At 69.1% G+C, this 24,825-nt stretch carries 21 protein-coding genes and 1 pseudogene; 17 read left to right on the forward strand and 5 right to left on the reverse strand.

Translation table 11 applies throughout. The annotated features are described in order from the left end of the window. Positions 1 to 61 precede the first annotated feature (61 nt). Positions 62 to 3,244, reverse strand: a pseudogene (gene fdh / locus G4D83_RS24525) (formate dehydrogenase); the annotation flags it as partial. Between the two features lie 191 nt (positions 3,245 to 3,435). Then, complete coding sequence (locus tag G4D83_RS24530) at positions 3,436 to 4,218, reverse strand: carboxypeptidase regulatory-like domain-containing protein (protein WP_240356548.1); 783 nt, start codon at positions 4,216 to 4,218, stop codon at positions 3,436 to 3,438. An 18-nt stretch (positions 4,219 to 4,236) separates the two neighbouring features. On the opposite strand from G4D83_RS24530, the gene G4D83_RS24535 reads away from it, so the two are divergent. The 3 genes from G4D83_RS24535 to G4D83_RS24545 all read left to right on the forward strand — a co-directional run bounded on the left by G4D83_RS24535 (position 4,237) and on the right by G4D83_RS24545 (position 7,368). After that, a complete protein-coding gene (locus G4D83_RS24535) occupies positions 4,237 to 5,181 on the forward strand; it encodes a patatin-like phospholipase family protein (RefSeq protein ID WP_163867238.1) in 945 nt (314 codons plus the stop codon). Positions 5,182 to 5,276: 95 nt separating this feature from the next. Next, the gene (locus tag G4D83_RS24540) at positions 5,277 to 6,083 is read left to right on the forward strand and encodes a hypothetical protein (RefSeq protein ID WP_163867239.1); all 807 of its coding nucleotides are present in this window, start codon (positions 5,277 to 5,279) and stop codon (positions 6,081 to 6,083) included. A gap of 73 nt (positions 6,084 to 6,156) precedes the next feature. Beyond that, a complete protein-coding gene (locus tag G4D83_RS24545) occupies positions 6,157 to 7,368 on the forward strand; it encodes a proprotein convertase P-domain-containing protein (protein ID WP_163867240.1) in 1,212 nt (403 codons plus the stop codon). Positions 7,369 to 7,435: 67 nt separating this feature from the next. On the opposite strand, the gene G4D83_RS24550 is transcribed toward G4D83_RS24545, so the two are convergent. Continuing rightward, positions 7,436 to 8,086, reverse strand: coding sequence for an NADPH-dependent F420 reductase (locus tag G4D83_RS24550; RefSeq protein WP_163867241.1), 651 nt, complete (start codon positions 8,084 to 8,086; stop codon positions 7,436 to 7,438). Between the two features lie 107 nt (positions 8,087 to 8,193). On the opposite strand from G4D83_RS24550, the gene G4D83_RS24555 reads away from it, so the two are divergent. Then, a complete protein-coding gene (locus G4D83_RS24555; protein ID WP_163867242.1) occupies positions 8,194 to 9,096 on the forward strand; it encodes a LysR family transcriptional regulator in 903 nt (300 codons plus the stop codon). A 42-nt stretch (positions 9,097 to 9,138) separates the two neighbouring features. Here the strand turns inward: G4D83_RS24555 and G4D83_RS24560 are convergent, their stop codons facing one another. Then, positions 9,139 to 9,870 carry a TVP38/TMEM64 family protein gene (locus tag G4D83_RS24560; RefSeq protein ID WP_217911567.1) on the reverse strand — a complete coding sequence of 244 codons (732 nt, stop codon included), beginning with the start codon at positions 9,868 to 9,870 and terminating at the stop codon, positions 9,139 to 9,141. A gap of 356 nt (positions 9,871 to 10,226) precedes the next feature. Here G4D83_RS24560 and G4D83_RS24565 point away from each other — a divergent pair, with 356 nt between their 5' ends. From G4D83_RS24565 to G4D83_RS24605, 9 genes are all read left to right on the forward strand, one after another. Next, positions 10,227 to 10,697: a general stress protein gene (locus tag G4D83_RS24565; protein ID WP_163867244.1), complete on the forward strand. Its 471-nt coding sequence runs from the start codon at positions 10,227 to 10,229 to the stop codon at positions 10,695 to 10,697. 37 nt (positions 10,698 to 10,734) lie between these two features. Next, entirely contained in the window at positions 10,735 to 11,073 is a 339-nt protein-coding gene (locus tag G4D83_RS24570; protein ID WP_141648803.1) for a hypothetical protein, read from the forward strand. Positions 11,074 to 11,105: 32 nt separating this feature from the next. Beyond that, on the forward strand, positions 11,106 to 12,326 hold the full coding sequence (locus G4D83_RS24575) for a cation:proton antiporter domain-containing protein (RefSeq protein WP_163867245.1): 1,221 nt from the start codon (positions 11,106 to 11,108) through the stop codon (positions 12,324 to 12,326). Beyond that, entirely contained in the window at positions 12,323 to 13,621 is a 1,299-nt protein-coding gene (locus tag G4D83_RS24580; protein WP_163867246.1) for a cation:proton antiporter, read from the forward strand. The genes G4D83_RS24575 and G4D83_RS24580 overlap by 4 nt, the downstream gene beginning before the upstream one ends. A gap of 34 nt (positions 13,622 to 13,655) precedes the next feature. Then, on the forward strand, positions 13,656 to 14,267 hold the full coding sequence (locus G4D83_RS24585; protein ID WP_163867247.1) for an L-threonylcarbamoyladenylate synthase: 612 nt from the start codon (positions 13,656 to 13,658) through the stop codon (positions 14,265 to 14,267). Between the two features lie 27 nt (positions 14,268 to 14,294). Next, positions 14,295 to 15,275 (forward strand): hypothetical protein, encoded by a 981-nt coding sequence (locus G4D83_RS24590; protein WP_420826656.1) that lies wholly within the window; start codon positions 14,295 to 14,297, stop codon positions 15,273 to 15,275. Between the two features lie 64 nt (positions 15,276 to 15,339). Continuing rightward, positions 15,340 to 16,269 carry a site-specific tyrosine recombinase XerD gene (gene xerD, locus G4D83_RS24595; protein ID WP_163867249.1) on the forward strand — a complete coding sequence of 310 codons (930 nt, stop codon included), beginning with the start codon at positions 15,340 to 15,342 and terminating at the stop codon, positions 16,267 to 16,269. A 133-nt stretch (positions 16,270 to 16,402) separates the two neighbouring features. Continuing rightward, positions 16,403 to 17,023, forward strand: a complete 621-nt coding sequence (locus G4D83_RS24600) for a Uma2 family endonuclease (RefSeq protein ID WP_163867250.1) — start codon at positions 16,403 to 16,405, stop codon at positions 17,021 to 17,023. A 51-nt stretch (positions 17,024 to 17,074) separates the two neighbouring features. Further along, entirely contained in the window at positions 17,075 to 17,686 is a 612-nt protein-coding gene (locus G4D83_RS24605) for a Uma2 family endonuclease (protein WP_205522703.1), read from the forward strand. A gap of 11 nt (positions 17,687 to 17,697) precedes the next feature. Here the strand turns inward: G4D83_RS24605 and G4D83_RS24610 are convergent, their stop codons facing one another. Then, positions 17,698 to 18,882, reverse strand: coding sequence for a DUF4388 domain-containing protein (locus G4D83_RS24610; RefSeq protein ID WP_163867252.1), 1,185 nt, complete (start codon positions 18,880 to 18,882; stop codon positions 17,698 to 17,700). 279 nt (positions 18,883 to 19,161) lie between these two features. On the opposite strand from G4D83_RS24610, the gene trpS reads away from it, so the two are divergent. The 4 genes from trpS (at position 19,162) to G4D83_RS46385 (ending at position 24,778) form a co-directional block, all read left to right on the forward strand. Continuing rightward, positions 19,162 to 20,205, forward strand: a complete 1,044-nt coding sequence (trpS, locus tag G4D83_RS24615; RefSeq protein ID WP_163867253.1) for a tryptophan--tRNA ligase — start codon at positions 19,162 to 19,164, stop codon at positions 20,203 to 20,205. Between the two features lie 162 nt (positions 20,206 to 20,367). After that, complete coding sequence (locus G4D83_RS24620; protein WP_163867254.1) at positions 20,368 to 21,237, forward strand: segregation and condensation protein A; 870 nt, start codon at positions 20,368 to 20,370, stop codon at positions 21,235 to 21,237. Then, positions 21,224 to 22,210 carry an SMC-Scp complex subunit ScpB gene (scpB, locus tag G4D83_RS24625; protein WP_163867255.1) on the forward strand — a complete coding sequence of 329 codons (987 nt, stop codon included), beginning with the start codon at positions 21,224 to 21,226 and terminating at the stop codon, positions 22,208 to 22,210. The genes G4D83_RS24620 and scpB overlap by 14 nt, the downstream gene beginning before the upstream one ends. 27 nt (positions 22,211 to 22,237) lie before the next feature. Next, on the forward strand, positions 22,238 to 24,778 hold the full coding sequence (locus G4D83_RS46385) for a pseudouridine synthase (protein WP_163867256.1): 2,541 nt from the start codon (positions 22,238 to 22,240) through the stop codon (positions 24,776 to 24,778). Positions 24,779 to 24,825: the final 47 nt, after the last annotated feature.

Genomic DNA, 24,825 nt, shown 5'->3' on the forward strand with positions numbered 1-24,825 from the left:
GCCACGGCACATGGTCGACCTCACCCGCGCGCGAGCTGTCGCGTCGGTGGAGCTCCAGCCCCTCGGGCAGCGCGGCTTGGGTGGCGCCCGAGGCGGCGCGCGCGCGGGTGGCCTGACGTCCCTCGACGACGTCGCAGGTGAGGGCCTTGGACTCCTGGATGTCCACGTTGGGGTCGGCGACCAGCGGGAGCAGCTCGTTCGCGCCGTCTCCTCGGATGCGCCCCGTCACGCCCCAATGGTAGGGGATGCCCACCTGATGCACGGACGTGCCGTTGAGCTTCAGCGGCCTCAGGCGCTCGGTGACGAGCACCCGGCACTCCAGGTCTCCTCGCGCGGTGCGCAGCGTCGCCCAGCCGCCGTTGCTCAGGCCTCGCTCGCGGGCCAGCTCCGGTGACACCTCGCAGAACTGCTCCGGTTGCAGCTCGCTCAGCCACGACAACCAGCGGCTCATGCCTCCCGCCGTGTGGTGCTCCGTGAGGCGGTAGGTGGTGAGGATGAACGGATAGCGCGGGTCTCCCCAGGCGCGGTGATAGGGGTTGCCTCGCCGTGGCCACTCCAGGCGCGTCGGGTTGCACTGCTGCCCGTAGAGCGCGTTCTTCACGGGCGACTCCATGGGCTCGTAGTGAGCGGGCAGCGGACCATCCATCATCCCGCCAGGCGCGTAGAGCCACGCCTTGCCGTCGGCCTGCATGATGAACGGGTTGTCGCCCGCGAGCGCCTCCACGCCCGAGGCACCCGGAGGAGGGCGGTAGTCCGGTGGCAGGTCCACGATGAAGTCCGGCACGTCCTCGCCAGTCCACCGGCGCCGGGCATCGTCCCACCAGACGTACTTCTTGCGCTCACCCCAGGGCCGTCCCTCTGGGTCCGCCGACGCGCGGTTGTAGAGGATGCGTCGGTTGGCGGGCCAGGCCCAGCCCCACTCGGGCGCCACCCAGGTCTGCTCGTGTCCGGGCTTGCGACGCGCGGCCTGGTTGACGCCGTCCGCGTAGGCCCCGGAGTAGATCCAACAGCCGCTCGCGGTGGTGCCGTCGTCCTTCAAGGCGGTGAAGCCGCTCACGGGCTTCCCATCCGCGACGGTGTAGCCGTTGATCTCCCGGAGGACGGCCTCGGCGCTCGGCTCGTCGTGCATGCCCTTCGTGGGGTAGTCCCACGTCAGCTCGCGGAGGGCCTGGTCCTTCGTCTCGCGCGAGTCGGCGTACAGCGCCTTCAGCCGGCGGCCCAGGTGGAACATGAAGTGGAGCTCGCTGCGCACGTCCTCGCGCGGCTCCACCGCGGCGTGGTGCCACTGGAGCATCCGCTGCGTGTTGGTGAAGGAGCCGTCCTTCTCCGTGTGCGCGGCGGCGGGGAAGAAGAAGACCTCCGTGCGGATGTCTTCGGTCTTCACGTCACCGCGCTGGATTTCGGGGGCGGTGCGCCAGAACTCCGCCGTCTCGATGAGCGTGAAGTCGCGCACCACCAGCCAGTCGAGCTGACGCAAGCCCTTGCGCTGGAGCGCTCCATTCATGGAGCCCACCGCCGGGTTCTCACCCATGACGAAGTAGCCCCGCACGCGGCCGTCGGCCATGTCCGCCACCGTCTGCATGTGCGAGTGGTTGCCGGTGAGGCGGGGCAGGTGACGGAAGCCGTACTCGTTCTCCCGCGTCGCCGCGTCACCGAACCACGCCTTCAACAGCGAGACGACGTACTTGGGGAAGTTGCTCCACCAGCCCGTGCCGGAGGTGTGGGCCTTCAGGTAGTCGTCCAGGCTCGAGGACGGCCGGGCGCTCGGCATCGGCAGATAGCCGGGCAGCAGGTTGAAGAGGGTGGGGATGTCCGTGGAGCCCTGGATGGACGAGTGCCCGCGCAGCGCGAGGATGCCGCCCCCCGGCCTCCCGATGTTGCCGAGCAGGAGCTGGAGGATGGTCGCGGTGCGGATGTACTGCACGCCCACCGAGTGCTGCGTCCACCCCACCGCGTAACAGAGCGCCGTGGTGCGCTCTCGTCCGGAGTTCGCGCAGAGCGCCTCCGCGACCTTCAGGAACTGCTCCTCGGGAACACCGCACACCTTCGCGACGATGGCGGGCGTGTAGCGCTGGAAGTGGCGACGAAGGACCTGGAAGACGCAGTGCGGATGCTGGAGCGTGAAATCCTTGGGGGCCTCGGTGATTCGCGCGGAATGGGACTCGCCCTCACCGGCGCCTGGCTCCGCGAACAGCTCCTTGTGGCCCGCGGCGGGCGTGGGGCCCTGGATGCCCTCGTAACCCCACGAGGTGACGTCGTACTTGTTCTCCTCGGGCAGGAAGCCGCTGAAGAGGCCGTCCAGGTCCTCGGTGTCCTGGAAGTCCTCCCGGAGGAGGTTGGCCGCGTTGGTGTAGTGGGTGACGTATTCCTTGAAGTAGCGCTCGTGCTCCAGGACGTAGCGCACCAGCCCACCCAGGAACGCGATGTCCGAGCCGACGCGGATGGGAACGTGCTGGTTCGCCATCGCGCTCGTGCGCGTGAAGCGCGGGTCCACGTGGATGATGGTCGCACCCCGGGCCTTGGCCTCCATCACCCACTGGAAACCCACCGGGTGACACTCGGCCATGTTGGAACCCTGGATGAGGATGCAGTCAGAGTTCCGCAGGTCCTGCTGAAAGGTCGTGGCCCCGCCACGCCCGAGCGTGATGCCCAGACCGGGCACCGTGGACGAATGTCATATTCGAGCCTGGTTCTCCACCTGGATGATTCCCAGCGAGGTGAAGAGCTTCTTGATGAGGTAGTTCTCCTCGTTGTCGAGCGTCGCGCCGCCCAGGTGGGCGATGCCCAGCGTGCGCTGGACGCTCAGCCCGTTGACGTCGGTGTCCTCCCACGTCGTGTCGCGCGTGTGCTTCACGCGCTCGGCCACCATCTCCATGGCCCGCTCGAGCGGGAGGCGCTCCCACTCCGTGCCTCCCGGTCGACGATAGAGGACGTGCTGGACGCGGTGGGTGCCGGTGACGAGCTGGAACGTCGCGGAGCCCTTGGGGCACAGCCGTCCGCGTGACACCGGCGAGTCCGTGTCGCCCTCGATGTCGATGATGCGCTCGTCCTTGACGTAGATGTCCTGGCCGCAGCCGACGGCGCAGTAGGGACAGACGGATTTGACGACGCGGTCCGCGCGGGCCGTGCGCGACTGAAGCCCGCGGCTGCGCTCGGTCATCGCCGTCTCGCCCAGCGCGGTGAGGTCCCCGCGCAGGAGCTGCCGGAGGACGGGCCAGCGCGACAGCAGGTCGAGGACTCCCACGGTGGACCTCCCGAATCGGCGCCGCGAGGTGGCGCGGCTCACCGAGGATGGTGGAGGTCGAGGCTGCCCGACGCAGCGCTCCACGGGGGGACCGTGAGAGGGCGCCGTCGGGCTCCGGACGATTGCCGGCGCGGGATGTCGCGTGGTGGATGGGTGGGGCGCATGGCCTCACCCTGGAGGGAGGTGTCCGCTCAGGGGGCGCGCGTGAGGGTGATGGGGTAGGTCCGCGTGTCGCGGCGGATGAGGAGCGTGGCGGGACTGCCCGGTGCACCCAGCTCGCGCTCACGGGCCTCTCCGGCCGTGAGCACCGTGGCCCCGTCGATGGACTTCACCACGTCTCCGGCTCGAATGGCGTCACCGTGCAGTCCGCCCGTGACACCTCGCACGAGGACTTCGTCTCCATCCATGCTGAAGAAGACGCCGAGACGCCCAGGCTCGACTCGGGGCGGCCCGAGATTCCAGTCGCCCACGTCCTTCGTCTTGCCCGCGGCCAGCTCCAGCGTCTTCTCCGCGCGCTCCGTCTTCTGGCTCCACGCGATGAGCTTGTGCGGACCGGGCGCGACGTCCTCCACGCGGAAACGGCCGTCCGCTCCCGTGGGGGGCGAGGTGAGCCCGTCCACGTCCACGAACGCGTCGGGGAGGGGAGCGCCCGTCGCATCGACCAGTCGTCCGGAGATGACGCCTCCGGCCTCGACGACGACGTCGGCCTGGGTCGTCTTCCCCGCGACGCTTTCGGCCACCACCTTGCCGGCCCGCCCGTCCGGCAGCGTCACCGAGACGGCCACCTGGATGAGGAGAAGCTCCAGCGCTTCATGCGCGCCGTGGGGACCGCCGAAGGCTGACGGGCGTGCGAGTCCAGGGCCCACCGCTGGACAGCGGACCTGGGCCCGAGGGCGATTCTGGAAGGGAGGGCTCGTGCCTATCTCCTCCCGTTGATGCGTGAGCGCGGGCTTCCCCGCGCGGCTCGTGCTCACCCCCCAACGAGGTATGCCATGACGGACCGTCCCGCGACGCTCGTGCTCTCAGGTGGTGGTGGCAAGGGCGCCTTCCAGGTGGGCGCCGAGAAGATCCTCCGCGAGGTGCACGGCTTCCGCTGGGAGCGCGTCTTCGGCGTGTCGGTGGGAGCGCTGAACGCCGCCGTCATCGCCCAGCACGAGTACGAGCGACTCACGAGCCTCTGGATGAACCTGCGCGAGTCGGACGTCTATCGGAAGTTCCCGTGGCTCGTCGTCGCGCTCCGGATAGGACTGCTCAACAAGCTGGGGTTCTATGACAACACGCCCCTGAGAGACCTCGTGGAGCGGAACCTCTCCGGCCGGCCCTTCGCCATTCCCGCGCACGTGGGCCGGGTGTCGCTCACCTCGGGGCAGTATGAAGTGGTGTCGAGCGACGCGAGCGACTTCACCGCGGCCGTCTGGCAGAGCGCGACGATGCCCGTCATCTGGGAGCCCATCGGTCCGCACGCCATCGTCGACGGTGGGCTGCGCAACGTCACGCCGCTCGGCGACGCGCTCGCCTATGCACCCACGGAGATTGTCGTCATCTCCTGCTCGTCGTCCCGCATCGAGCCGATGCGCTATCCCTCCAGCATCCTGGACGTGGCCCGGCGCAGCCTCACCGACATCACCCTCAACGAAATCCTGATGAACGACGTGGACGTGTTCGTCCGCATCAACGACATGGTGAGGCAGGCCCACGAGCAGGGCACCTCGCTCCTCGCTCCCGAGGGGAAGCCGTACGTCTATTGCCGCATCACCGTCATCGAGCCGACGGCGCCCATGGGCGACACGCTCGACTTCTCACCGGAGATGACGCGCATGCGCATGCGCCACGGCGAGGACCGCGCGCGCGCCCTCATGCGGCCCACCGGCGTGGGGCCCGGGGAGCGGGTGCCCCCGCGCATCGCGGCGCAGTTGGAGCCCGTGCTCCATTCGTGAAGAAGCGTGTCGTCGCCGTCCGGCTGTGACGAGCGGGGTGCACCTCGTTACGATGGGCTGGCGCGCCGTGCAGTCCGGGGCGCGGGAGGCACACGGTGGGCGAGCTTCAGCGGACGGTACAGGCGCCTCATGGCGCGGAGGACGCTTCGTCCATCGGGCGCGAGGACGCCGCGTCCATCGGGCGCATCGAGGCGCTGATTCCCCGGGTCCTGTCCGCGTCCGAAGAGGAGCGCGCACGGCTGGGCGAGGAGCTCAATGTGCTTTTGCTTCGACTTCCCTCGGAGCCTCAGCGCGAGGCGAGCGCCGCGCTGCTGCGCAGGCTCGTGGATGAACGCGCGTTGGAGGGGCTGGGCACGGAGAAGATGCCCGCGAGCATCGCCGCCACGAAGGCCTTGCTGGACCTGGGCTATCCGAGCGCACTCGAGGTCGATCCCCAGCAACTGGACGCCCTGCGCCGCTGGGAACGCGAGCGCACCCGGGTGCCGTGGTTCCCCATCCTGATGACGCTGTTCGTGGTGGCCATCGCGCAGATCGCGGTCATCACCTTGGGGTCTCCAGGCGCTCCGCCTCACGACATGACGTCGCTTCCCCTGGATGTCCTCGCCGGAGTGGAGCCACTGCCGCCAAGCTGGTTGATTCGCTATGTGAGCTTCTTGGAGGACTCGGCCCTCACGGTGCTGGGCTATCAGTTCCTCGCGGGAGCCGCCGCGTTCCTCTTCACCGGGGCGTTCGCTCGTTGGCCCACGGGCCGGGTGCTGGCTCGCCTCACCTTTCTTCTGCTCTTCGGGCTCGGGACGCTGGTGTCCGTCCTTCAGCTCCCGGCGAGTCTCTGGATGGCCGGCGCCACGTTTCTCCCCGCCGTGGGGGCCTTCATTTCGGCCACCCTGCTGAAATCCCGCTGAAAAACACCCCGGACGGCCCGGTTGTGACGTCTCTGTTGGACACAGTGTCGGAGTCCTGGAGTACAGGGGGCTCATGACCTCCAACTTGATGCGGTATCTACCGCTTTCCCTTCTTCCCCTGATGTTGAGCTGTGGTGTTGCTTCCGAGGAGACCGCGCCCGCCGCCGTGATGACGACGCAGGCGCAGGCCCTCGCGACGGGCACCCCCGCGTCCACCGGCGTGCTGGCGTTCCTCAACAGCCGCTCCACGACGCTGGCGGTGTTGGACTTCGAGGTTCCGCTCAACGCGCTCACCGCGCAGGCCATCATCGCGGACCGCAACGGGCCGGATGGCGTGGAGTTCACGGCGGATGACCGGCACTACGTCTCCATCGACCAGGTGGATGCGATTCCCCAGGTGGGGCCGGCCGCTCTGGCCACGCTGGAGGGGTATGTCCGGGCGACGGGCCGCGTGGAGATGCCCCTGGACGAGCAGGTGGGCACCTTCCACGGCGTGGCCTTCAACCTCGCCGAGGCCCGGCGCGTCGTGGCCGCCGCGAACACGGTGAGCCAGGCCGCCCTCCAGAGCACCGTGGGGCTGAGCGCGAACCAGGCGCAGGCCATCGTCGCCGCCCGTCGCATCGACCACATCGTGGAGCTGTCGCGGCTGGCGGTCATGAATGGCGCCGCGCTCCAGGCGCTCAAGAACCATGTGGCCCTGGCTCCCGACGGGGACCCGTGCACGGGTCCGGCGACGTGTCAGGCCGGCCTGTCGTGTGAGGGCCGGGCGTTCGGGGGCCCCATCGCCTACGGCCGCTGCCGCAGCAACCTGCCCATCCCGGGTGACAGCGACAGCTGCTCCGTGATGCGTCCGTGCCAGACGGGCCTGGTGTGCTCGGGCTCCGAGTCCGGCTCGCCCGAGGGCATCTGCCGTCCGGCCTGGATGGCGGGCACCTTCACGAACTACTCGGACCTGGCGCTGCCTGGCTCGACGGCGCAGCTGGTGTCCGTGGTCGGCGTGGTGGGCCTCGCCACCGTGCCCGAGGACATCACCGTGGTGATCGATCTGCTGCACTCCTCGTCATCCAACCTCGTGCTGACGCTGGAGGACCCGGGTGGTGAGACGGCCCTCCTGTGGAACGGGCCCACCGAGGGCAGGCCTCCGTCCCGCATCCCGGTGACGCGTGGAATCCCGCGCGATGGCACCATCAACGGCAAGTGGAAGCTGCACATCTCCAACCCCGCGGGGATTGGAAGCGGCACGCTGCGAGAGTGGTCCGTGAAGCTCACCAGCCGCTGGGACTGACGTCCGCGTCGTCGCCACCGGGAGGCCGTGAAGAAGCAGCGCGGCCTCCCGGCCGTCGCCACGCGACTCACTTGCGGACGACATGGAGGTTGAAGTCGAAGTCGCCGAACGACTGGTAGAGCCGGAGGACGAGCGGAAGCAATCCCTCCAGGCCCCGGGACGCGGTGATGTCGCCCACGTCGAGCACCCGCTTCCAGCCGAACCCCTCGGTGAGCAGCGACGTCACCTGCTTCTTCGCGCCCGCGTCATCGCCGCAGACGAAGACGTCGTGAGCCGTGGGCAGGCTCGACGGGGAGACCATGATGCTGGCCGTCATGGTGTTGAGGGCCTTCACCACCTTCAGCTCCGGCACCGCGCGCTGGAGTTGCTCGCCTAGCGAGTCCGTGTTGGTGACGGAGAGGGTGGGGGGAAACCCCTTCGAGAAGTCGAGAGGATTGGAGACATCCACCAGCACCTTGCCGCGCAGGTTCTCCACGCCGGCGGACTTCACCGCGTCGACCGAGGCCGTGCCCAGCGTGCAGTTGAAGAGCAGCTCCGCGAAGGCCGCGGCGTCGGCGAACGTGCCCTGGGACGCGAGTGCTCCGGCCTTCCGCGTCCAGGCCACCGCCTTCTCGTGGTTCGCGGTGCGCGAGCCCATGCGCACCTCATGGCCCAGGCTCACCAGCTTGGAGCCCAGCGTCTCGCCCACCACTCCCGTGCCGAGGATTGCGATTCTCATGACGACCTTTCGTCCTTCGTGGATGGCGCAACCCTAACCGTCAACCCAGGGCGCATCGAGCACGTGGAGGTTGAACCATCATCAACTCCAGGTTGACAATGGGGCCCATGGACCTGTTCGCGGGGGTGCTTCCCTTCGTGCACGTGGCGGAGGAGCGCAGCTTCCGGAAGGCGGCGGAGCGGCTCGGTGTCACCACGGCGGCGGTGAGCAAGGCGGTGCGCAAGCTGGAGGAGGACGTGGGCGCGCGGTTGCTGGAGCGCACCTCGCGGCAGGTGGCGCTGACGTCCGAGGGCGTCGCCTTCCTGGAGCGGGCCCGCGAGGCGGTGGCGCAAATGAAGGCCGCGCGGGAGACGGTGTCCCAGGCGCAGCGCGCGCCCAAGGGCCCGCTCACCGTGACGCTGCCCTACATCCTGGGGCCCGTCATCCTGCCGCCCCTGGCTCGCCTGCAGACGCGCTACCCGCAGCTCACGGTGCATGCGCGGCTGAGTGATCGCTTCAGCCGCATGGTGGACGAGAACATCGACGTCGCCCTGCGCGTGGGCGTGTTGGAGGACTCCAGCCTCGTGGCGCGGCGGCTCTTGAGCACGCGTTGGGTGACGCTGGGCTCACCCGCGTACCTGGCGCGCCATGGCACTCCCACGCGTCCGGCCGACCTGGAGCGTCATGCCTGTCTGAAGTTCGTGGATCCTCGGGGCCTCGCGCGAACGTGGATGTTCCGGCGAGAGCCCGGTGGCGCGGCCGAGTCGCTGCGGACCACTCCCGCGATGGACGTGGATCACGGCCCCTCGCTGCTGGAGTTGGCCGCGGCGGGCGCGGGGTTGTGCCAGGTGCTCGACTTCATGCTCGATGCGCGCGTGCGGGAAGGGCGGCTGGTGGAGGTGCTCGCGGACCACGCGGCGGAAGGTCCACCGGTCCATGCGCTGTGCCTTCCGGGACGCCAGTCCGTGCCCCGCGTCCGCGCCCTGCTGCGGCTCTTGTCCGACGAGCTGCGGGCAGGTGAGCCGACGTAACGGGGAACCTTGGATGCCTGGCGGGTGTCCGCGTCGCGGGCCTCACCAGGTGGCGGGAACCCCGTCCCTCTTGGGAGGCCTGGATGGCATCGCCGAGCCCGCGAGGTTGGGAACCGTTGTGTCGTCCCGCGCATCTGATTCAGGTGACGAGGGCTCCGGTTCCTCGGTGAGCTCCTTGTAGAAACGACGACCGATGATGACGCCCAGCACCAGCGAGACGACGAGACCGGCGGCGGACACCGCGGTCATCACCGTGCGCCCCTGGGCCAGCCCACTGCCGAACTGCGCGGTGAGAAAGGTTCCTGGAATGGTGCCCAACATCACGCCCGCGACAGTGGGCCAGAAGCGCGCGCCGCTCGCCGCGGCCGCCACCAGCATGACGTCGGTGGGACACAGCGGGTTGATGCACGCCATGAATGAGAAGAGGAAGTCGTGGCGCTTGGCCGCGCGCACCAGCGCCGGATATTTGCCTCCAGCCAGGCGCTTCATCGGCCGAGTCCCCAGCTTGCGTGCCAGCGCGAAGAGCAACATGGCAGACAGGAAGCTGCCCGTTAGTGAATAGAGGGTCGCTGCGAGCGTTCCGAACATCATTCCGCCCACGGCGGTCAACAACTGGCCGGGCAACAACGTCAAGGGCCGCACGGTCAGGAACGCGATGTAGGCCAGAGGCGCTGCTTTACCGAGAGGGGACAGCAGATCCGCGATGTAGCGCTGATCAATGAAGTCCGGTCCGAGCAGCCGGAGCATCAGCAGTCCACCGACGGACACAAGCATCGGTGCCAGGACTCGGAGCCATGTCTTCGCCACCTGCGCCACGCAAGGCCTCCCTCGGGCGCCATTGAGCGCGCGCCGCGGGCATGAAGGTGAGTGCCGGTCCGGGAATCGGCAATGCAGAGGGAATTGTTTTCAACAAGAGAGCGTCCTGCCGGGCATGCCTCCGCACGGAAAGTAAGCAGGGCGAGCTTGAGCAACCGCACGGAATCATTGGGGTTTTGGTGTGGTGGGTCAGGCGAGAACGGCTGGCGGTGTACGGAGCTTGCTTGCATCGGGGCGCTTCCGTCCCAAGGTTTCAGGCAAGGGGCATCGAGGCGCGGGATGGGGGCAGGCAGCCATAGAGAGGAGAGGGCGCAATGTCGGACAAAGACAACAAGGGCAGCATGACGGTGGCCGAGGCGGGACGTAAGGGTGGCGAGACGGTCCGAAACGAGCGGGGTCGCGAGTTCTACGAGACCATCGGTCGCAAGGGCGGAGCCACGGTGAAGGCCGAGCGGGGTCGCTCCTTCTACGAGGAGATCGGCCGCAAGGGCGGCGAGACGGTGAAGGCCGAGCGCGGCGCGAAGTTCTACGAGGAGATCGGCAAGAAGGGGGGTGACCGAGTCAAGGCCACCCGCGGGCCGAACTTCTACGAGGAGATTGGCCGCAAGGGTGGGCAGAAGGTGAAGAAGCTCATCGAAGAGGGCAAGCGCGCGGCTCGTGCCGCGATGGAGGCCCAGGCTGGCACGGCGCCGGCGCAAGAGGGAGCGGCTCCGTCGACCCCGACGGCTCCGACGACACCGGCGGCTCCTTCCGGCGAGACGGCGGGCCCCGGCCAGAACGAGTAGCGTGGCGCCTGGCGCGCGGACCCGGTAAGACGGCCGCGTGTACCTGGTCATCACGTTCCTCGAGCAGATGGAAGGGACCGAGCGAGCCATCCGTCGGCTCCGGGAGTTTGGCATCCCGGAGCCGCTGGTGGTCCGAGCTCGGAGCGCGGCCGCGGCGTTGTCCGCCGAGGTGCCCGTGTTCGCGGGGCTCAGAAGCCTGGCCCTGGGCGCGGACGAAGACCGCGTGTTGTTGGTGAGCATGTTGCCCGCCGTCTCCGCCGAGGAGATGGAGCGGATGATTCAACGGGTGCAGTTGGAGATGGATGCGGACGATCCACCCATGGGCCGGCTGGTCGCCCTGCCGGTGATCGCCGCGCCGACGCACCGCCGCTCGTGACGCGAGGGGCGGGGCCGGTGTAAGCAACCCTCGTGCAAGCGCTGCTCGTCTTCCTCGCCATCGCGGCGCTGTCCCTGCTCGCCTCGAGTCCGGCGTTGGATCCGGTGCGCTTCCCGGCGCTGGCCCGGCTGGCGGCGGGGGGCTTCTTGTTCCTGCTCTTCGGCGTGGTGCTGGGCCCGTCGGTGGTGGGGGTGTTGTCCGAGGAGGACCTGTACCTCCTGCGGCCGGTGATGGCGCTGGGGCTGGGCACCGCGGGCGTCATCCTGGGATTGAACCTGGAGCCCCGGCTGCTGCGGCTGTTGCCCCGGCCGGTGTATTCGGCGGCCCTGGCGCACGCGGGGACGGCGTTCCTCTTCGTCACGGTGCCGTTGTTCGTCCCGCTGCTGTTGACGGCGCGGCCGTCGCTGCATGCGGCCGTGGGGGCCGCGTCGCTCCTGGGCGCGGCGGCGAGCCTGTCCTCGGGACACTTCGCGGTGCTGGCGTACCGGAGCGGGCGGATGGACCGCGCGCGAGGCCTGGGCGTGGCGCTGTTGACGATGCTGGATGACGCGGTGGGGCTGGTGGTGCTGGCCGTGGCGCTGCTCCTGGGCGCGGCGCCCACGGCGGGCGAGGGCCTGGGGCTGGTGTGTCTGGCGGTGTTGCTGGGCATCCTGTGTGGCGCGCTGCTGGCGTTCCTCACCCACGCGCTGAAGGACCCCGCGGAGCTGGCGACGGTGACGCTGGGGATGGTGGCGCTGGTGGGCGGCGCGGCGGCGTACCTGAGGGTGTCCGCGCTCCTGGCGGGCGTGGCGTGTGGGGCGACGCTGGCGCTGGTGGGAGGGCGCACCACGGAGCGGGTGGCGCGGGCGCTGGGACGGGTGGAGCGGCCGGTGTTCCTGGTGCTGGTGTTCCTGGTCGGCTGCGGCGTGTACACGCGCGACTGGGCGGCGTGGGCGCTGGTGCCGGGCTTCGTGGGACTGCGCTTTTTGGGGAAGGTGGTGGGCGGCACGCTGGCGCAGCGCTTCGCCCGGGGCGTGCTGGAGCTGCCGCCTCGCGTGGGCTACGCGCTGATCGCCCAGGGGGGCCTCGCGCTGTGTCTGGTCGCCGAGTACCAGCTCCTGGTTCCGGGCGGACTGTCCCGCCGCGTGCTGGACGTGGTGGTGGTGGGCGCGGTGGTGAACGAGCTCTTGGCGGGGCAGGCCTTCCGTCAGGTCACCACACCTTTGGCCCGCATGAAGCCCGTGCCTCCTCCGGACGTGGGGGTGGCGACATGAAGGGCGCGGTGGCCCGGCTGCTGTTGGTGATGGGGCTCTTGGCCATCATCAGCCGCGCCCAGGTGCTGCGCGTGGACTCGGGCACTCCGGTGACGCTGGCGGCCGGGGCGCTGCTGTTGTGCGGCCTGTTCGCGGGCAAGGTGGCCAAGGGGATGGGGCTGCCCCGGCTCACGGGATATCTCCTGGTGGGCGTGGCCGTGGGCCCGTACGTGCTGGGCTTCATCCCGGGCGAGGGCGTGAAGGGGTTGGACCTGGTGAAGGGGCTGGCGGTGAGCCTCATCGCGCTGGTGGCGGGCACGGAGCTGCGCCTGGGGCTCATCCGCCGCGTGGGCGCGCGGGTGGCGCTCTTGTGCGCGGCCGTGTGCGGCGTGACGTTCATCGTGTGCTTCGCGGCGACCGTCGCGCTCAAGCCGCTCCTGCCGTTCCTGGCGACCCTGACCTTGCCTCAGGTATTGGCGGTCAGCGCGCTGTTGTCCACGGTGGTGGTGTCGTTCTCTCCCACGGTGACCATCGCCATCGTCCAGGAGACGAGCGCGCGAGGCTCGTTCACCGAGTTCCTGATGGCGCTGGTCATCATCGGCGACCTGTTCGTGATGGTGGCCTTCGCGCTGGCCGCGGGCCTGACGCGAGCGACCTTCGGTGGCGGACTGGACGTGGCGGGGTTGTTGAGTGGGGTGGGGTGGGAGCTGTTCGGCTCGGTGGCGGTGGGCGGCCTGCTCGCGGTGGCGATGCTCGTCTACATGCGGGGCGTGAAGCAGGAGCTGCCGCTGTTCCTGGTGGGACTGTCCTTCGCGGCGGCGGAAGGGGGCACGCGCCTTCACCTGTCCCCGCTGCTGGTGTCGCTGGCGGCCGGGGCGCTCATCGCCAACCTGGACGAGCGCGAGGGCGAGCGCATCCACCACGCGATCCAGCGGGCGGGCCTGCCGGTGTTCGCGCTCTTCTTCGCGGCGGCGGGCGCGGGGTTGAAGCTGGACGCGCTGGTGACGGTGGGGCCGGCGGCGCTGCTGCTGGTGGTGCTGCGGGGAGGGGCCATCTGGTTCTCCTGCCGACGCTTCGCCCCCGCGGACGACCCGCGTTTGAAGAGCCACCTGTGGATGGGACTCATCTCCCAGGCGGGGGTGACGTTTGGCCTGGCGGCGCTGGTGTCGAGGACGTTCCCCTCGTTCGGCCCCCAGGTGGAGGTGCTCATCGTGGCGATGATCACCGCGCACGAGCTGGTGGGTCCGGTGCTGACCAGACGTGCACTGACGGCCAGTGGCGAAGTCAGGACGGACGAGGCGCCGGGAACCGCGTAGGCTGCCTCCCCTCGCAGGAGGCAAGAAAGACATCATGGCCGCACCCATCCTCGAGGTGGACATGGAGCACCCCTCCCCGCGCCACATCCAGCGCGCCGTGGAGGTGCTCGAGCGCGGCGGGCTCATCGCCTATCCGACGGACACGTACTACGGCATGGGCTGTGATTTGGGCTCGAAGCGGGCCATCGAACGGCTCTACCAGCTCAAGGGCCGCGACAAGAAGAAGCCCCTGTCCTTCCTGTGTCCGGACCTGTCGGACGTCGCTCGCTACGCTCACGTCAGCAATTTCGCGTACCGAACAATGAAGGGTCTCACCCCTGGCGCGTTTACCTTCATCCTCGAGGCGACGCGATTGGTGCCTGATTTGATGATGACCCGGCAGAAGCAGGTGGGTATCCGGGTCCCGGATGCCCCCCTGGCCCGCGAGCTGGCTCGCGCGCTGGGGCGTCCTCTCGTGACGACGTCGGTGAGCAACACCCAGGGTGAGCCGCTCACGGACGCGCGGGAGATAAAGGAGGAGTTCGGCCATGGGCTGGAGCTCATCCTTGACGGGGGTGTGACGTTGAACGAACCGTCGACAGTGGTTTCACTCATTGGCGATACGCTTGAAATCCTCCGGCAGGGCAAGGGTAGGCTGGAGGACTGAAACTCGAACAAGAAGAGGGGGGCCACCGTGGAATCAGGGGCCGCGGAGCCAGTGCGAACGGACATGCCACAGCACGTCCCATCGCCAGTCAGGTTGCTATTGCTGCTGTTGTTTCGCCCGGTGGACCTGCACTACAGGCTCCGGGCGGCGGGAATCCTCGCGCCAGGGGGGCGCATCGGCCAGTTGTGGCGGGAGCAGGGTGAGGGTGGACGCGCCGCGGGGCTCTATGTCCGGCGGATGTTGCTCTTGCTGGTGGTGGGTTCGCCCCTGGTGACGGGGCTGTTGGGATTGGGGCTCTACTGCGCGGGCATTCCACTTCGCGGCGGCTGGGCGGTGTCCGCGTTGTGTTGTTCGGCCGCGGGGCTGGCGCTCGCACAGGTGTCAGGACTGGCGGCCGGGGTGATGCTGGGCTCGCTGGCCAGTCTGTCCATGCTGGTGGGTTTGCATGCCACCGCGGCGGGGGCCTTCGGGCCGGTGCTCGGCGGTGGAGCGGGAGTCGCCGTGGGGGTGTGTCTGGGCATGGTGTCCGGGCTGTCGGTGGGGAGCATCGCGAGCATCTCCGGCGGGAGAGGTCCTTCCGTGTGGCGGGTGCAGACGGCGGCCATCATCACCAGCGTGGTGCCCATGGTGGTGTGGAGCCGTCAGGCCAATGTGTCCTTCGCGGGCGCGGTGGCGGCGGCGGCGCTGGTGGCCTTCCTGGTGAGTGCGTTCAGGCTGCCGCTGTATGCGCTGGAGGTGCTGGCGTCGGCGACGGCGTATGCCGTGGAGCGGTGGACGGGACGTCCGACGCTGCAGTGGGTGCCCGTGCGCCACCACAACCTGAGCTATCTGCCACACCCGTTCCTGGGCAGGCACCTGGCGCTGGCGGTGCGATCGCGGCCCGCGGAGGTGCTCGCGGTGGCGGATGCGTGCCTGCGCTCGCCGGGGAACATCCTGGTGGGCTGGCCGTGGGTGGTGCAGGCGCTGGAGCAGGCCTCCACGGAGGGCGCGGGTGGGCCGCGTCCCTGAGTCCGGGGGCGTGGCGCGCGGGTCGACAGATTGCCTCCGGGCGGGGCTCCGCTAGCCTGGGGGCATGGAAGGATTGCTCGACGCGTTCATCGCCTTCATCCGCGCGGAGCGTGGGCTGTCCGGCAAGACGGTGGATGCCTATGCCGCGGACCTGACCTCCTACTTCGAGGACCTGCGCGCGCGGGGCGTGGAGGACGCGACGCGCGTCCGTCAGGAGGACGTGACGGCGCACCTGTCGTCGCTGTCCCGGGGCGGGCTGGGCAAGCGCAGTCAGGCGAGGCACCTGGCCGCGCTCCGGGGCTTCCACCGCTTCCTGGTCGCCGAGCGACTGGCGGACAAGGACCCGACGGAGGACGTGGACACGCCGCGCTCGGCGAAGAAGCTGCCATCGTTCCTGACGTTGGACGAGGTGGAGCAGTTGCTGGCCGCGCCGGACGAGCGGACGCCGGCGGGGCTGCGCGACAAGGCGATGCTGGAGGTGCTCTACGCCACGGGCCTGCGCGTCAGCGAGCTGTGTGGGCTGGGCGTCAACGACGTGCAGTTGAGCGCGGGCTACCTGGTGGCGAAGGGCAAGGGCGCCAAGGAGCGCGTGGTGCCGTTGGGGCGCGTGGCGGTGGAGAAGACTCAGGAGTACCTGGGCAACTCCCGCCCGGCGATGCTCGGTCGGCGCGAGTCGCGGGCCCTGTTCGTGACGCCTCGGGGGTCGGGCTTCACGAGGCAGGGGTTCTGGAAGCTGATCAAGCGGTATGCGCTGAAGGCGGGCATCCTCAAGCCCATTTCTCCCCACAAGCTGCGGCACTCCTTCGCTACACACTTGGTGGAGCGGGGGGCGGACTTGAGGGCCGTGCAGCAGATGCTCGGGCACGCGGACCTGGCCACGACGCAGATCTACACCCACGTCAACAGCGCCCGCCTGCGCTCCGTCTACGACGAGTTCCATCCGCGCAGTGACGTGTTCGTCCCCAAGCCGAAGAAGCGGAAGTCGGCGTCGTAGATTCACGTGTTCCGGGGTCTGGCGGTGGGTGGATTCGACATGTCAGACCGGGCACTAGACTGCCTACGTACCAGGTGGACACCCTTGAAGGTGGGGTGTTACGGATGGGACCTCTGAGGTTCCATCGACGGAGGTGGGCGTGGGGCGGAACAAGGGCAAGAAGCCGGCGACGTACGAGGACATCGAAGCGCTTCCGGTGGGGTGGGTGGGGGAGATTGTCGAAGGGTTGTTGTATGCGTCGCCGCGCCCGGCGATGGCGCATCTGCATGTGGCGTCGCGGCTCGGGGCGTTGCTCATGCAGCCCTTCGATTGGGCACGGGGTGGTCCCGGAGGCTGGTGGTTGCTGAACGAGCCGGAGCTTCATCTGGGGGAGAACGTCGTGGTGCCGGACCTCGCGGCCTGGCGCCGCGAGCGGGTTCCGGAGCCACCGGACCCGGAGACTCCGTGGCTCTCGCTGGCTCCCGACTGGGTTTGCGAGGTGCTGTCACCTTCGACGCGAAGCACGGACCGCGTCCGCAAGCTGCCGCTGTACCACCGAAGCGACGTGCGACATGCGTGGCTCATCGACCCGTTGCGGTGTTCCCTCGAAAGCTATCGGAGTGGGAACCGAGGCTGGGAGCGCGTGGGCCTTCATGAGGGGCCCGCCGTGATTCGCGAGGAGCCCTTCGAGGCGGTGCCGCTCGACCTGGGGCTGATCTGGCTGCCACGTCGTGGCGGCAAGGGACACAAGGTGGACGCTGTCATTCTCCCTTGAGGATGCGGTGTTGCGGAGAGGACCTCGGAGGTTCCATCGAAGGAGGTGGGTATGGGGCAGGGCAAGGGTAGAAAGCCAGCGACGTACGAGGACATCGAAGCGCTTCCGGTCGGTTGGGTGGGGGAGATTGTCGAGGACTTGCTGTATGCGTCGCCGCGTCCGGCGGTGAGGCATCTGCATGTGGCATCACGACTCGGAATCCTGCTGGGGATGCCCTTCGAGCTGGGCCCGGGTGGACCGGGCGGCTGGTGGTTTCTGGATGAGCCGGAGCTGCACTTCGGGCGTGATGTCCTCGTCCCGGATCTGGCGGGTTGGCGTCGGGAGCGTGTCCCGGAGCCACCGCATGATGTGCCCTGGCTGACGCAGGCGCCGGATTGGGTCTGTGAGGTGCTGTCTCCCTCGACGGAGACAAAAGACCGGCTCCGCAAGCTGCCCGTCTATCACCGTGAAGGCGTGCGGCATGTGTGGCTCATCGACCCCGCGCGGCGCTCGCTGGAGGTGTATCGCCATGGCTCCGGGGGCTGGGCGCCGGGAGAGCGCTATTCGGGGGACATCATCGCTCGCGTGGAGCCGTTCGAGGCCGCGGTCCTGGCGCTCGACTTGCTCTGGTTGCCCCGGCCGGAAGCGGAGCGCGGCGAGCGCACTCCGTCGTCCTCACGTTGAATCGGCGCGGCTCAGGGGGCCACGTTGACGACGGGGATTCCGAACGGGTCCGTGCTCGTGCGCCTCGCTTCGGTGGACGACTCGGCTTCGGGCAGGGGGGCGACATGAATCAGCCCGCTCGCCATCAGCCGGTGCACCGAGCGCGACGCCGCCAGCTCTCCCATGGCCGCGGTGCGCAGGGCCTGACGGATGCTCCGGCTGCCGCGCAGCTTCGAGTACAGGTAGAGGTCGTCCGCCGTGAGCTGCGATGGGGTAGGGCGGGGGATGGGCTCGAACACGAGCCGGCCGTCCAGCGCGAACAGCTCGTCGCTCAGGGCCAGCGTCAGGCGCACCTCCGCCTCGCGATAAAGCGCGTGGGCCTCGGGCACGGAGCCGCGCTCGAGAATCTGCGCGGCCAGCGCCACCGCGTGGTCGTACTTCCCCGTCTCCAGGAATCGCTTCACCAGGGTCAGGAGCTCGGCCAGCTCAGCGGCTTCGCCGACCTTCGGACCCTTGGCCATCCGGGGAGACAGCGCGCCCCGGCGATACAGGTGGAGGATCCACCGCGCCGCGAACAGCGGGGCCTCCTTCGCCGTGGCCAGCATCTCGCTCAGGGTGGCGCCGCCCGCCGCCAGCTCCAGCAGCTTGTCCTCCTCCTCGGAGAACGTCTCCACGGCGAACTCGCGGAACACCCTGAACGTGGCGTCCAGGTGCGGGAAGACGTCGCGGAACATCGTCCACTCGCGCAGCCGTGTCACCGCGTCCCGGTGGAGGCCGTTCAGCGAGAGCTTCAGTCCCACGGCGCGGGAGGCGGGGGGCAGCTTCGGCGTGAACTCCACCTCTCCCGACTCCCAGCCGTAGCAGTCGAAGAGGGCCTCGCGTGCCTTGTGCTCCATCGCCTCGATGAGGCGCGGCAGCTCCACGAAGCAGCGCTGCACCAGGAAGGTGCCGTACGGCGTGCCCGCTCCTTCCGCCGCCTCGAAGGCCGCCGCGGCCCGGGGCGCGTCCAGGATGCGCAGGTTCACCAGCACCTGGGCCAGGTGCTCCCGGGGGTCATTCGAGCTCTCACCGACGAGGAAGCCGTCCTTCACCTGGAAACAGCGTTGGATGGCGCCGCGCTCCACCCTCAGCGTGCCCTCCACTCCGGCACCCGAGAACAGCGGCGGCATCACCATCTGCAGGCGATAGCTGGCGAGACTTCCCTTGAATGACTCCATGCCGGTTCATCCTCCCGAGGTGAGGTTGCTCGCAGGTGAGGCGATCAGGGTACCGCTCCACCCACCACCGCTCAACCACAAGCCCTTGGAATCCCTCAGGATTTACGTGCGGGTCGGAATTTTTCAGGCAGGGACGCGGCGGGCATTCAGCAGGCAACGGATGCCAGCAGGGCTGAACGGAAGGTTGCAGGGGCACGGCGGGTATGCGACCACCCGCGCTCACAAGTCAGATTCGGAACTCGAATCTGACCCTTTTGACTCGCGATTCGGAACCCAGACATGCGGACCCTCTCAGGCGTGCAGTCCTCCGGAAAGCTGCACATCGGCAACTACTACGGCGCCATCCGCCAGTTCGTGCAGATGCAGGACGAGGGCGAGGCGTACTACTTCATCGCCAACCTGCACGCGCTCACCACGGTGAGGGACCCGAAGCTCGCGCTGGAGCTCACGCGAGACGCCGCCGTCTCGTACCTGGCGCTCGGGCTGGACCCGAAGAAGGCCGTGCTCTTCCGCCAGAGCGACGTGCGCGAGGTGCTGGAGCTCAACTGGATTCTCGGCACCGTGGTGCCGCACGCGCACCTGGAGCGGGCCCACAGCTACAAGGACAAGGTCGCCAAGGGCATCTCCCCGGACTTCGGCCTCTTCGCCTACCCCGTGCTGATGGCGGCGGATATCCTGCTCTACAGCGCGGACGCCGTCCCCGTGGGCAAGGACCAGATTCAGCACGTCGAGTTCGCCCGCGACTGGGCCGTGAAGTTCAACACCGAGTACGTGAAGGGCTATGACCCGGCGGACCCGGACGGCAAGGAGCGCGGGCATACGCCCGGCATCCTCAAGCTGCCCACGGCCCGCATCCAGGAGTCCACCCAGACGGTGCCCGGTATCGACGGCAAGAAGATGTCCAAGTCGTACGGCAACACCATCGAGCTGTTCGGCGAAGAGAAGGACATCAAGAAGCGCATCATGTCCATCAAGACGGACTCGACTCCCGTGGAGGCGCCCAAGCCGGTGCCTGGCGCGGAGCGTCCGGCGGACGTCGTCAGCGAGGTGCCGCTCTACGACCTGCTCAAGCTGATGCTCCCCGAGTCCGAGTTCGCCGAAGTGGACGCGTCGTGGAGGGCGGGAGGGAAGGGCTACGGGGACTACAAGAAGAAGCTCCTGGAGGCCTACCTGACGACCTTTGGCCCGGCCCGTCGGCGGTACGCCGAGCTGGTAAGCGACCCCGCCGAACTGGAGCGCATCCTCCAGGACGGCGCGAATCGCGCCCGCCAGGAAGCCTCCGTGTTGATGGACAAGGTGCGGCGCGCGGTGGGTATCCCGTGAGGTCCTGGGCCTGAACGGGTGTTTACCGCCGTTTGTTTGACCCACCTAAAAGCCACTGTTAAGGAGGTGTGTCCCCCGGCTCGCGCTCGAGGCCGGCGGATTTGAGCCCTTGCGTGATGACGAGCCGCCACCGAAAGCCAGAAGGACAGCCAGGTTCCGCCGGTGAGTAACGGCCGTCCCACTTCGGCCGACGAGGGCCACCGCGACGGCGAATTGCCCCTCACCCCGGGCGACGCCTTCCGCGTCGCGCTGCCCAATTTCGAAGGGCCGCTGGACCTGTTGCTCCATCTCATCAAGGAGCATCGGCTCGACATCTTCGACATCCCGCTGGCGCTCATCACCGAGAAGTACCTGGAGCACCTGGAGCGGATGCGGGAGATCAACCTGGACATCGCCGGGGAGTTCCTGGTGATGGCGTCCACGTTGGCCCACTTGAAGAGCCGCATGCTGCTGCCGCGACAGGACGCGGTGGCGGTGCCCGAGGGCGGCGAGGCCCTGGCCGCGGTGGAGGAGCCAGAAGACCCCCGCGCGGAGCTGGTGCGGCGGCTGCTCGAGTACCAGAAGTACAAGGACGCCGCCGAGCACATGGCCATGCAGGACATCCTCGGCCGCGACGTCTTCGCGCGCAGCGTGCCGGTGGAGGCCGTGCCCATCCCCGAGGAGGAGGTGGGCCTCCAGGAGTTCAGCGTCCTCAAGCTCATCGAGGCGTTGGACCGGGTGCTGGAGCGCCTGCAGCCCAAGGTGCAGCACGAGGTGGTGCGCGAGCGGGTGACGCTCTCCGAGGCCATCCTCCGCATCGCCCAGCGCCTGCACCCCCATGGACAGGTCCTCTTCGAGAGCCTGTTCACCGAGGAAACGACGCCGACGCGCCAGGAAATCGTCATCACCTTCCTGGCCATCCTGGAGATGGTCAAACGCCGGCTCATCCGTGTGGTACAGGACGAGCCGCTCGGCCCCATCCTGTTGTTGCCCAACGGGGACGCCCTGGAGCGCTTGGTCCCCACGGAGGTCGACGAGAGTGACTACCGGTAGGAAAGGCCCCCGTGACTCGGACGAGGAGGTCCCAGTCGCGTCCGGAGGTCCCAGTCCGTTCTCCGAGGAAGAGCTGGCCGCCGTCACCGGGCCCGGACTGGCGGACGAGCTGGACGAAGTCGAACCCGCAGCCATCGAAGAGGACCAGGACGGCGTCATGCCGGACCTGGAGTCGTCCTTCGAGAAGCTCGTCTCCAAGAGCCGCAAGCTGTCCACGGACCGCATCCGCACCGTGGTGGAGAGCGTGCTCTTCGTCGCGGAGCGGCCCCTGTCCGTGGACGAGCTGTGGCAGGCCACCGGCATCGAGCGGGAGCTCATCGCCGAGGCCCTCAACCAGATCTCCGGCGTCCACCGGGACGGCATCAGCGGCATCGTCCTGTACGAAGTCGCCGGGGGGTGGCAGTTCCGCACGGACCCGCACTCGGGCGAGTACGTCCGGCGCTACCTGCGGGTGAAGCCCCAGCGACTCACCCGCGCGGCCGTGGAGACCCTGGCCATCATCGCCTACCGGCAGCCAGTCACCCGACCGGAGCTGGAGGATATCCGCGGGGTGGATTGCGGCGCCGTCCTCAAGGCGTTGATCGATCGCAAGCTGGTGAAAATCCTGGGCAAACGCGAAGAGGTGGGGCGCCCCATCCTCTATGGGACTACTCGCGAATTCCTGGAGTTCTTCGCCTTGAAGGACCTGTCAGCGCTGCCGACGCTGCGGGAATTCCACGAACTCACGCAGGAGCATCGCGAAATCGTGGAGAAAGAAGTACGACCGGCGCCGGTGGCAGCGGGAACGGTGGAAGCGCTATCGGACCCGGGATTCACGAAGCGGATGGAGAAGAACGCGGCGGCCAGCGAGGCGGCGCTTGAGGACCTGGAACACGCCATCGAGGCGGCTGAGCGGACACAGAAGGCCAGCTCCAGCGTCCTGGACACGCCCCCGAAGCCCGAGACGGGCGCCGAGGGGCCGAAGCCCGAGTGACGGGCAGCAATGGAAGAAGGGGAAGTAATGTCGGCAGAACGACTACAGAAGTACCTGGCCCGCGCGGGAGTTGCTTCGCGCCGGCACGCAGAAGAGCTGATCACCGCGGGCCGAGTGGCCGTGAACAACACGACGGTGACGGAGCTGGGGAGCCGAGTGGAGCCGGGCACGGACCTGGTCTCGGTGGACGGAAAGCTCGTCACTCCCCCTGATGAATCCTCTTACTTCCTGCTCTACAAGCCCGTGGGTGTGGTGACGACCCTGTCGGATCCTCAGGGTCGGCCGACGGTGGCCAACTATCTGGAGGAGACGGGCAAGCGCCTGTTCCCGGTGGGCCGCCTGGACTACGACGCCGAGGGAGCGCTGCTCTTCACGGACGATGGCGCGCTGGCGCACAAGCTGACGCACCCGAGCTTCCAGGTGCCTCGCACGTATCTGGCGAAGGTGAAGGGCGAGCCGGACATCCTGACGCTCGACAAGCTGCGCGGTGGCGTGCGGCTGGAAGACGGCATGGCCACGCCGGTGTCGGTGGGCGTGTTCGAGTCCGCCGAGAAGAACACGTGGTTGAAGATTGTCGTGGCGGAGGGCCGTCCGCACCTCATCAAGCGGCTGTGCGCCGCGGTGGGGCACCCGGTGGTGCGCCTGTTCCGTCCGGCGTACGCGGGCATTGGCGTGGAAGGCTTGCGGCCGGGAGAGCTGCGTCCGCTGAAGAAGATTGAGGTCGAGCTGCTGAACGACGTGGCAGAGGGCCGTGTCGCGCCTCCGACGGCGGAGCTGCGGCTGCCGCCTCGGCGCCATGGGCGTGCGGCGCCGGGCTTCAACGAGGCGGACGAGGACGAGCTGTCCATGGATGATGATGCTCCGGCGCCTCGGAAGGCGGCGGGTGAGCGTGCGGCTCGCAAGGCTCCGGCGCGTGGAGCTGGAGGCTCGGCGGGGAGCGCGTGGAAGCCCGTCGTGGATGGTGGCGCCAAGCTCGCTCGCTTCGGGCGTGGGGCCGCCGCCGAGGGCCGTGGCGCGCGACGCACGGGTGGCGACGAGGATCGCCCGGCGCGTGGCGCGGGTCGGCCGGCTCGCAAGGAGTGGGGCGCGGGTGGCGCGGATTCGCCGCGCTCGCGTGGGCCTCGCGCCGAGGGTGACGCGGGTCGCGGTCCGCCGCGTCGGGCACCGGCGGCTGGGGGCGCTTCGCGCTTCGGTCGTTCGGCCGAGGGCGGCGCGGGTCGTCCCGCACGCAAGGAGTGGAGCGCGGGTGGTGAGGACAGCCCGCGTCCTCGTCGGAGCGCTGGCGATGGTGAAGGCCGGCCGGCTCGCAAGGAATGGAGCGCGGAAGGGGCGTCGCCTCGTGGAGCCGCGCGCCGTGACGCGGGCGGTGATTCGAAGCCGCGTTTCGGTGGCGACTCGAAGCCCCGGTTTGGTGGCGAGGGCAAGCCTCGTTTCGGTGATTCGAAGCCGCGCTTCGGTGGCGAGGGAAAGCCTCGCTTCGGCGGTGATTCGAAGCCGCGTTTCGGTGGCGAGGGAAAGCCTCGCTTCGGCGGTGATTCGAAGCCGCGTTTCGGCGGTGAGGGCAAGCCTCGCTTCGGTGATTCGAAGCCGCGCTTCGGTGGCGAGAGCAAGCCTCGCTTCGGCGGTGATTCGAAGCCGCGCTTCGGTGGCGAGAGCAAGCCTCGCTTCGGCGGTGCGGGTCGTGGTGATGCCGACGGTGAGAGCCGTCCTCGCTTCGGCGCTGGTGCGGCTCGTGGAGCGGCTCGTCCGGCCCGTGGTGATGCCGACGGTGAGAGCCGTCCTCGCTTCGGTGCTGGTGCGGCTCGCGGAGCGGCTCGTCCGGCGCGCGGTGATGCCGACGGCGAGAGCCGTCCTCGCTTCGGCGCTGGTGCGGCTCGCGGAGCGGCTCGTCCGGCGCGCGGCGATGCCGACGGCGAGAGCCGTCCTCGCTTCGGTGGCGCTGCCTCGCGCGGCGCGGGCCGTGGTGAGTCCGCTGGTGAGGGTCGTCCTCGTTTCGGTGGCGCCGCCTCACGTGGCGCGGGTGCCGGTGAGGGCAAGCCTCGCTTCGGTGGCGCCGCCTCACGTGGCGCGGGTGCCGGCGAGGGTCGTCCTCGTTTCGGTGGCGCGTCTCGTGGCGCGGGTGCCGGTGAAGGCCGTCCTCGCTTCGGCGCGGGTGCTTCGCGTGGCGCGGGCGCCGGTGAAGGCCGTCCTCGCTTCGGTGCGGGAGCCTCGCGTGGCGCGGGCCGTCCCGCCTCGGGCGGTGAGGGTCGTCCTGCTCGCCGCGAGTGGAGCGGGGGAGACAAGGGCGCCCCGCGGGGTCGCTTCGACCGCAAGCCTCGCGATTCGGAAGGCGGCGCGCCTCGGGGTCGCAGCGGTGGCTTCGGCGCGAAGCCGGGCGGCAAGGGTCCTCGGGGAGCGGGCGGCCGGTCGGAAGAGCGCGCCTGGAAGCCCTACGACGCCAAGGGTGCCCCCCGTGAGCGGGTCGTCCGTGGCGGCTCCCGGGGCCTCGCCCCCGAAGGCGCCCGCAAGTCCGAGGGTTTCAAGGGCCGGGCGGGCTCGCCTTCCAAGGGTCCTCGTAGGCCTTACTGACACACACCACAGCGGATTGGGCGGCAGGGGGGTCGTTGATATAACCC

This window comes from Myxococcus eversor (genome assembly GCF_010894455.1).
GTDB lineage: Bacteria > Myxococcota > Myxococcia > Myxococcales > Myxococcaceae > Myxococcus > Myxococcus eversor.

Bases quoted from the DNA above. Each gene is read 5' to 3' on its own strand.
- G4D83_RS24560 (WP_217911567.1), bottom strand. From the start codon at position 9,870: ATGCTTGTGTCCGTCGGTGGACTGCTGATGCTCCGGCTGCTCGGACCG.
- G4D83_RS24610 (WP_163867252.1), bottom strand. From the start codon at position 18,882: ATGGAGTCATTCAAGGGAAGTCTCGCCAGCTATCGCCTGCAGATGGTG.
- G4D83_RS24565 (WP_163867244.1), top strand. From the start codon at position 10,227: ATGTCGGACAAAGACAACAAGGGCAGCATGACGGTGGCCGAGGCGGGA.
- trpS (WP_163867253.1), top strand. From the start codon at position 19,162: ATGCGGACCCTCTCAGGCGTGCAGTCCTCCGGAAAGCTGCACATCGGC.
- G4D83_RS24545 (WP_163867240.1), top strand. From the start codon at position 6,157: ATGACCTCCAACTTGATGCGGTATCTACCGCTTTCCCTTCTTCCCCTG.
- G4D83_RS46385 (WP_163867256.1), top strand. From the start codon at position 22,238: ATGTCGGCAGAACGACTACAGAAGTACCTGGCCCGCGCGGGAGTTGCT.
- G4D83_RS24580 (WP_163867246.1), top strand. From the start codon at position 12,323: ATGAAGGGCGCGGTGGCCCGGCTGCTGTTGGTGATGGGGCTCTTGGCC.
- G4D83_RS24550 (WP_163867241.1), bottom strand. From the start codon at position 8,086: ATGAGAATCGCAATCCTCGGCACGGGAGTGGTGGGCGAGACGCTGGGC.
- G4D83_RS24605 (WP_205522703.1), top strand. From the start codon at position 17,075: ATGGGGCAGGGCAAGGGTAGAAAGCCAGCGACGTACGAGGACATCGAA.
- G4D83_RS24555 (WP_163867242.1), top strand. From the start codon at position 8,194: ATGGACCTGTTCGCGGGGGTGCTTCCCTTCGTGCACGTGGCGGAGGAG.
- xerD (WP_163867249.1), top strand. From the start codon at position 15,340: ATGGAAGGATTGCTCGACGCGTTCATCGCCTTCATCCGCGCGGAGCGT.
- G4D83_RS24585 (WP_163867247.1), top strand. From the start codon at position 13,656: ATGGCCGCACCCATCCTCGAGGTGGACATGGAGCACCCCTCCCCGCGC.
- G4D83_RS24535 (WP_163867238.1), top strand. From the start codon at position 4,237: ATGACGGACCGTCCCGCGACGCTCGTGCTCTCAGGTGGTGGTGGCAAG.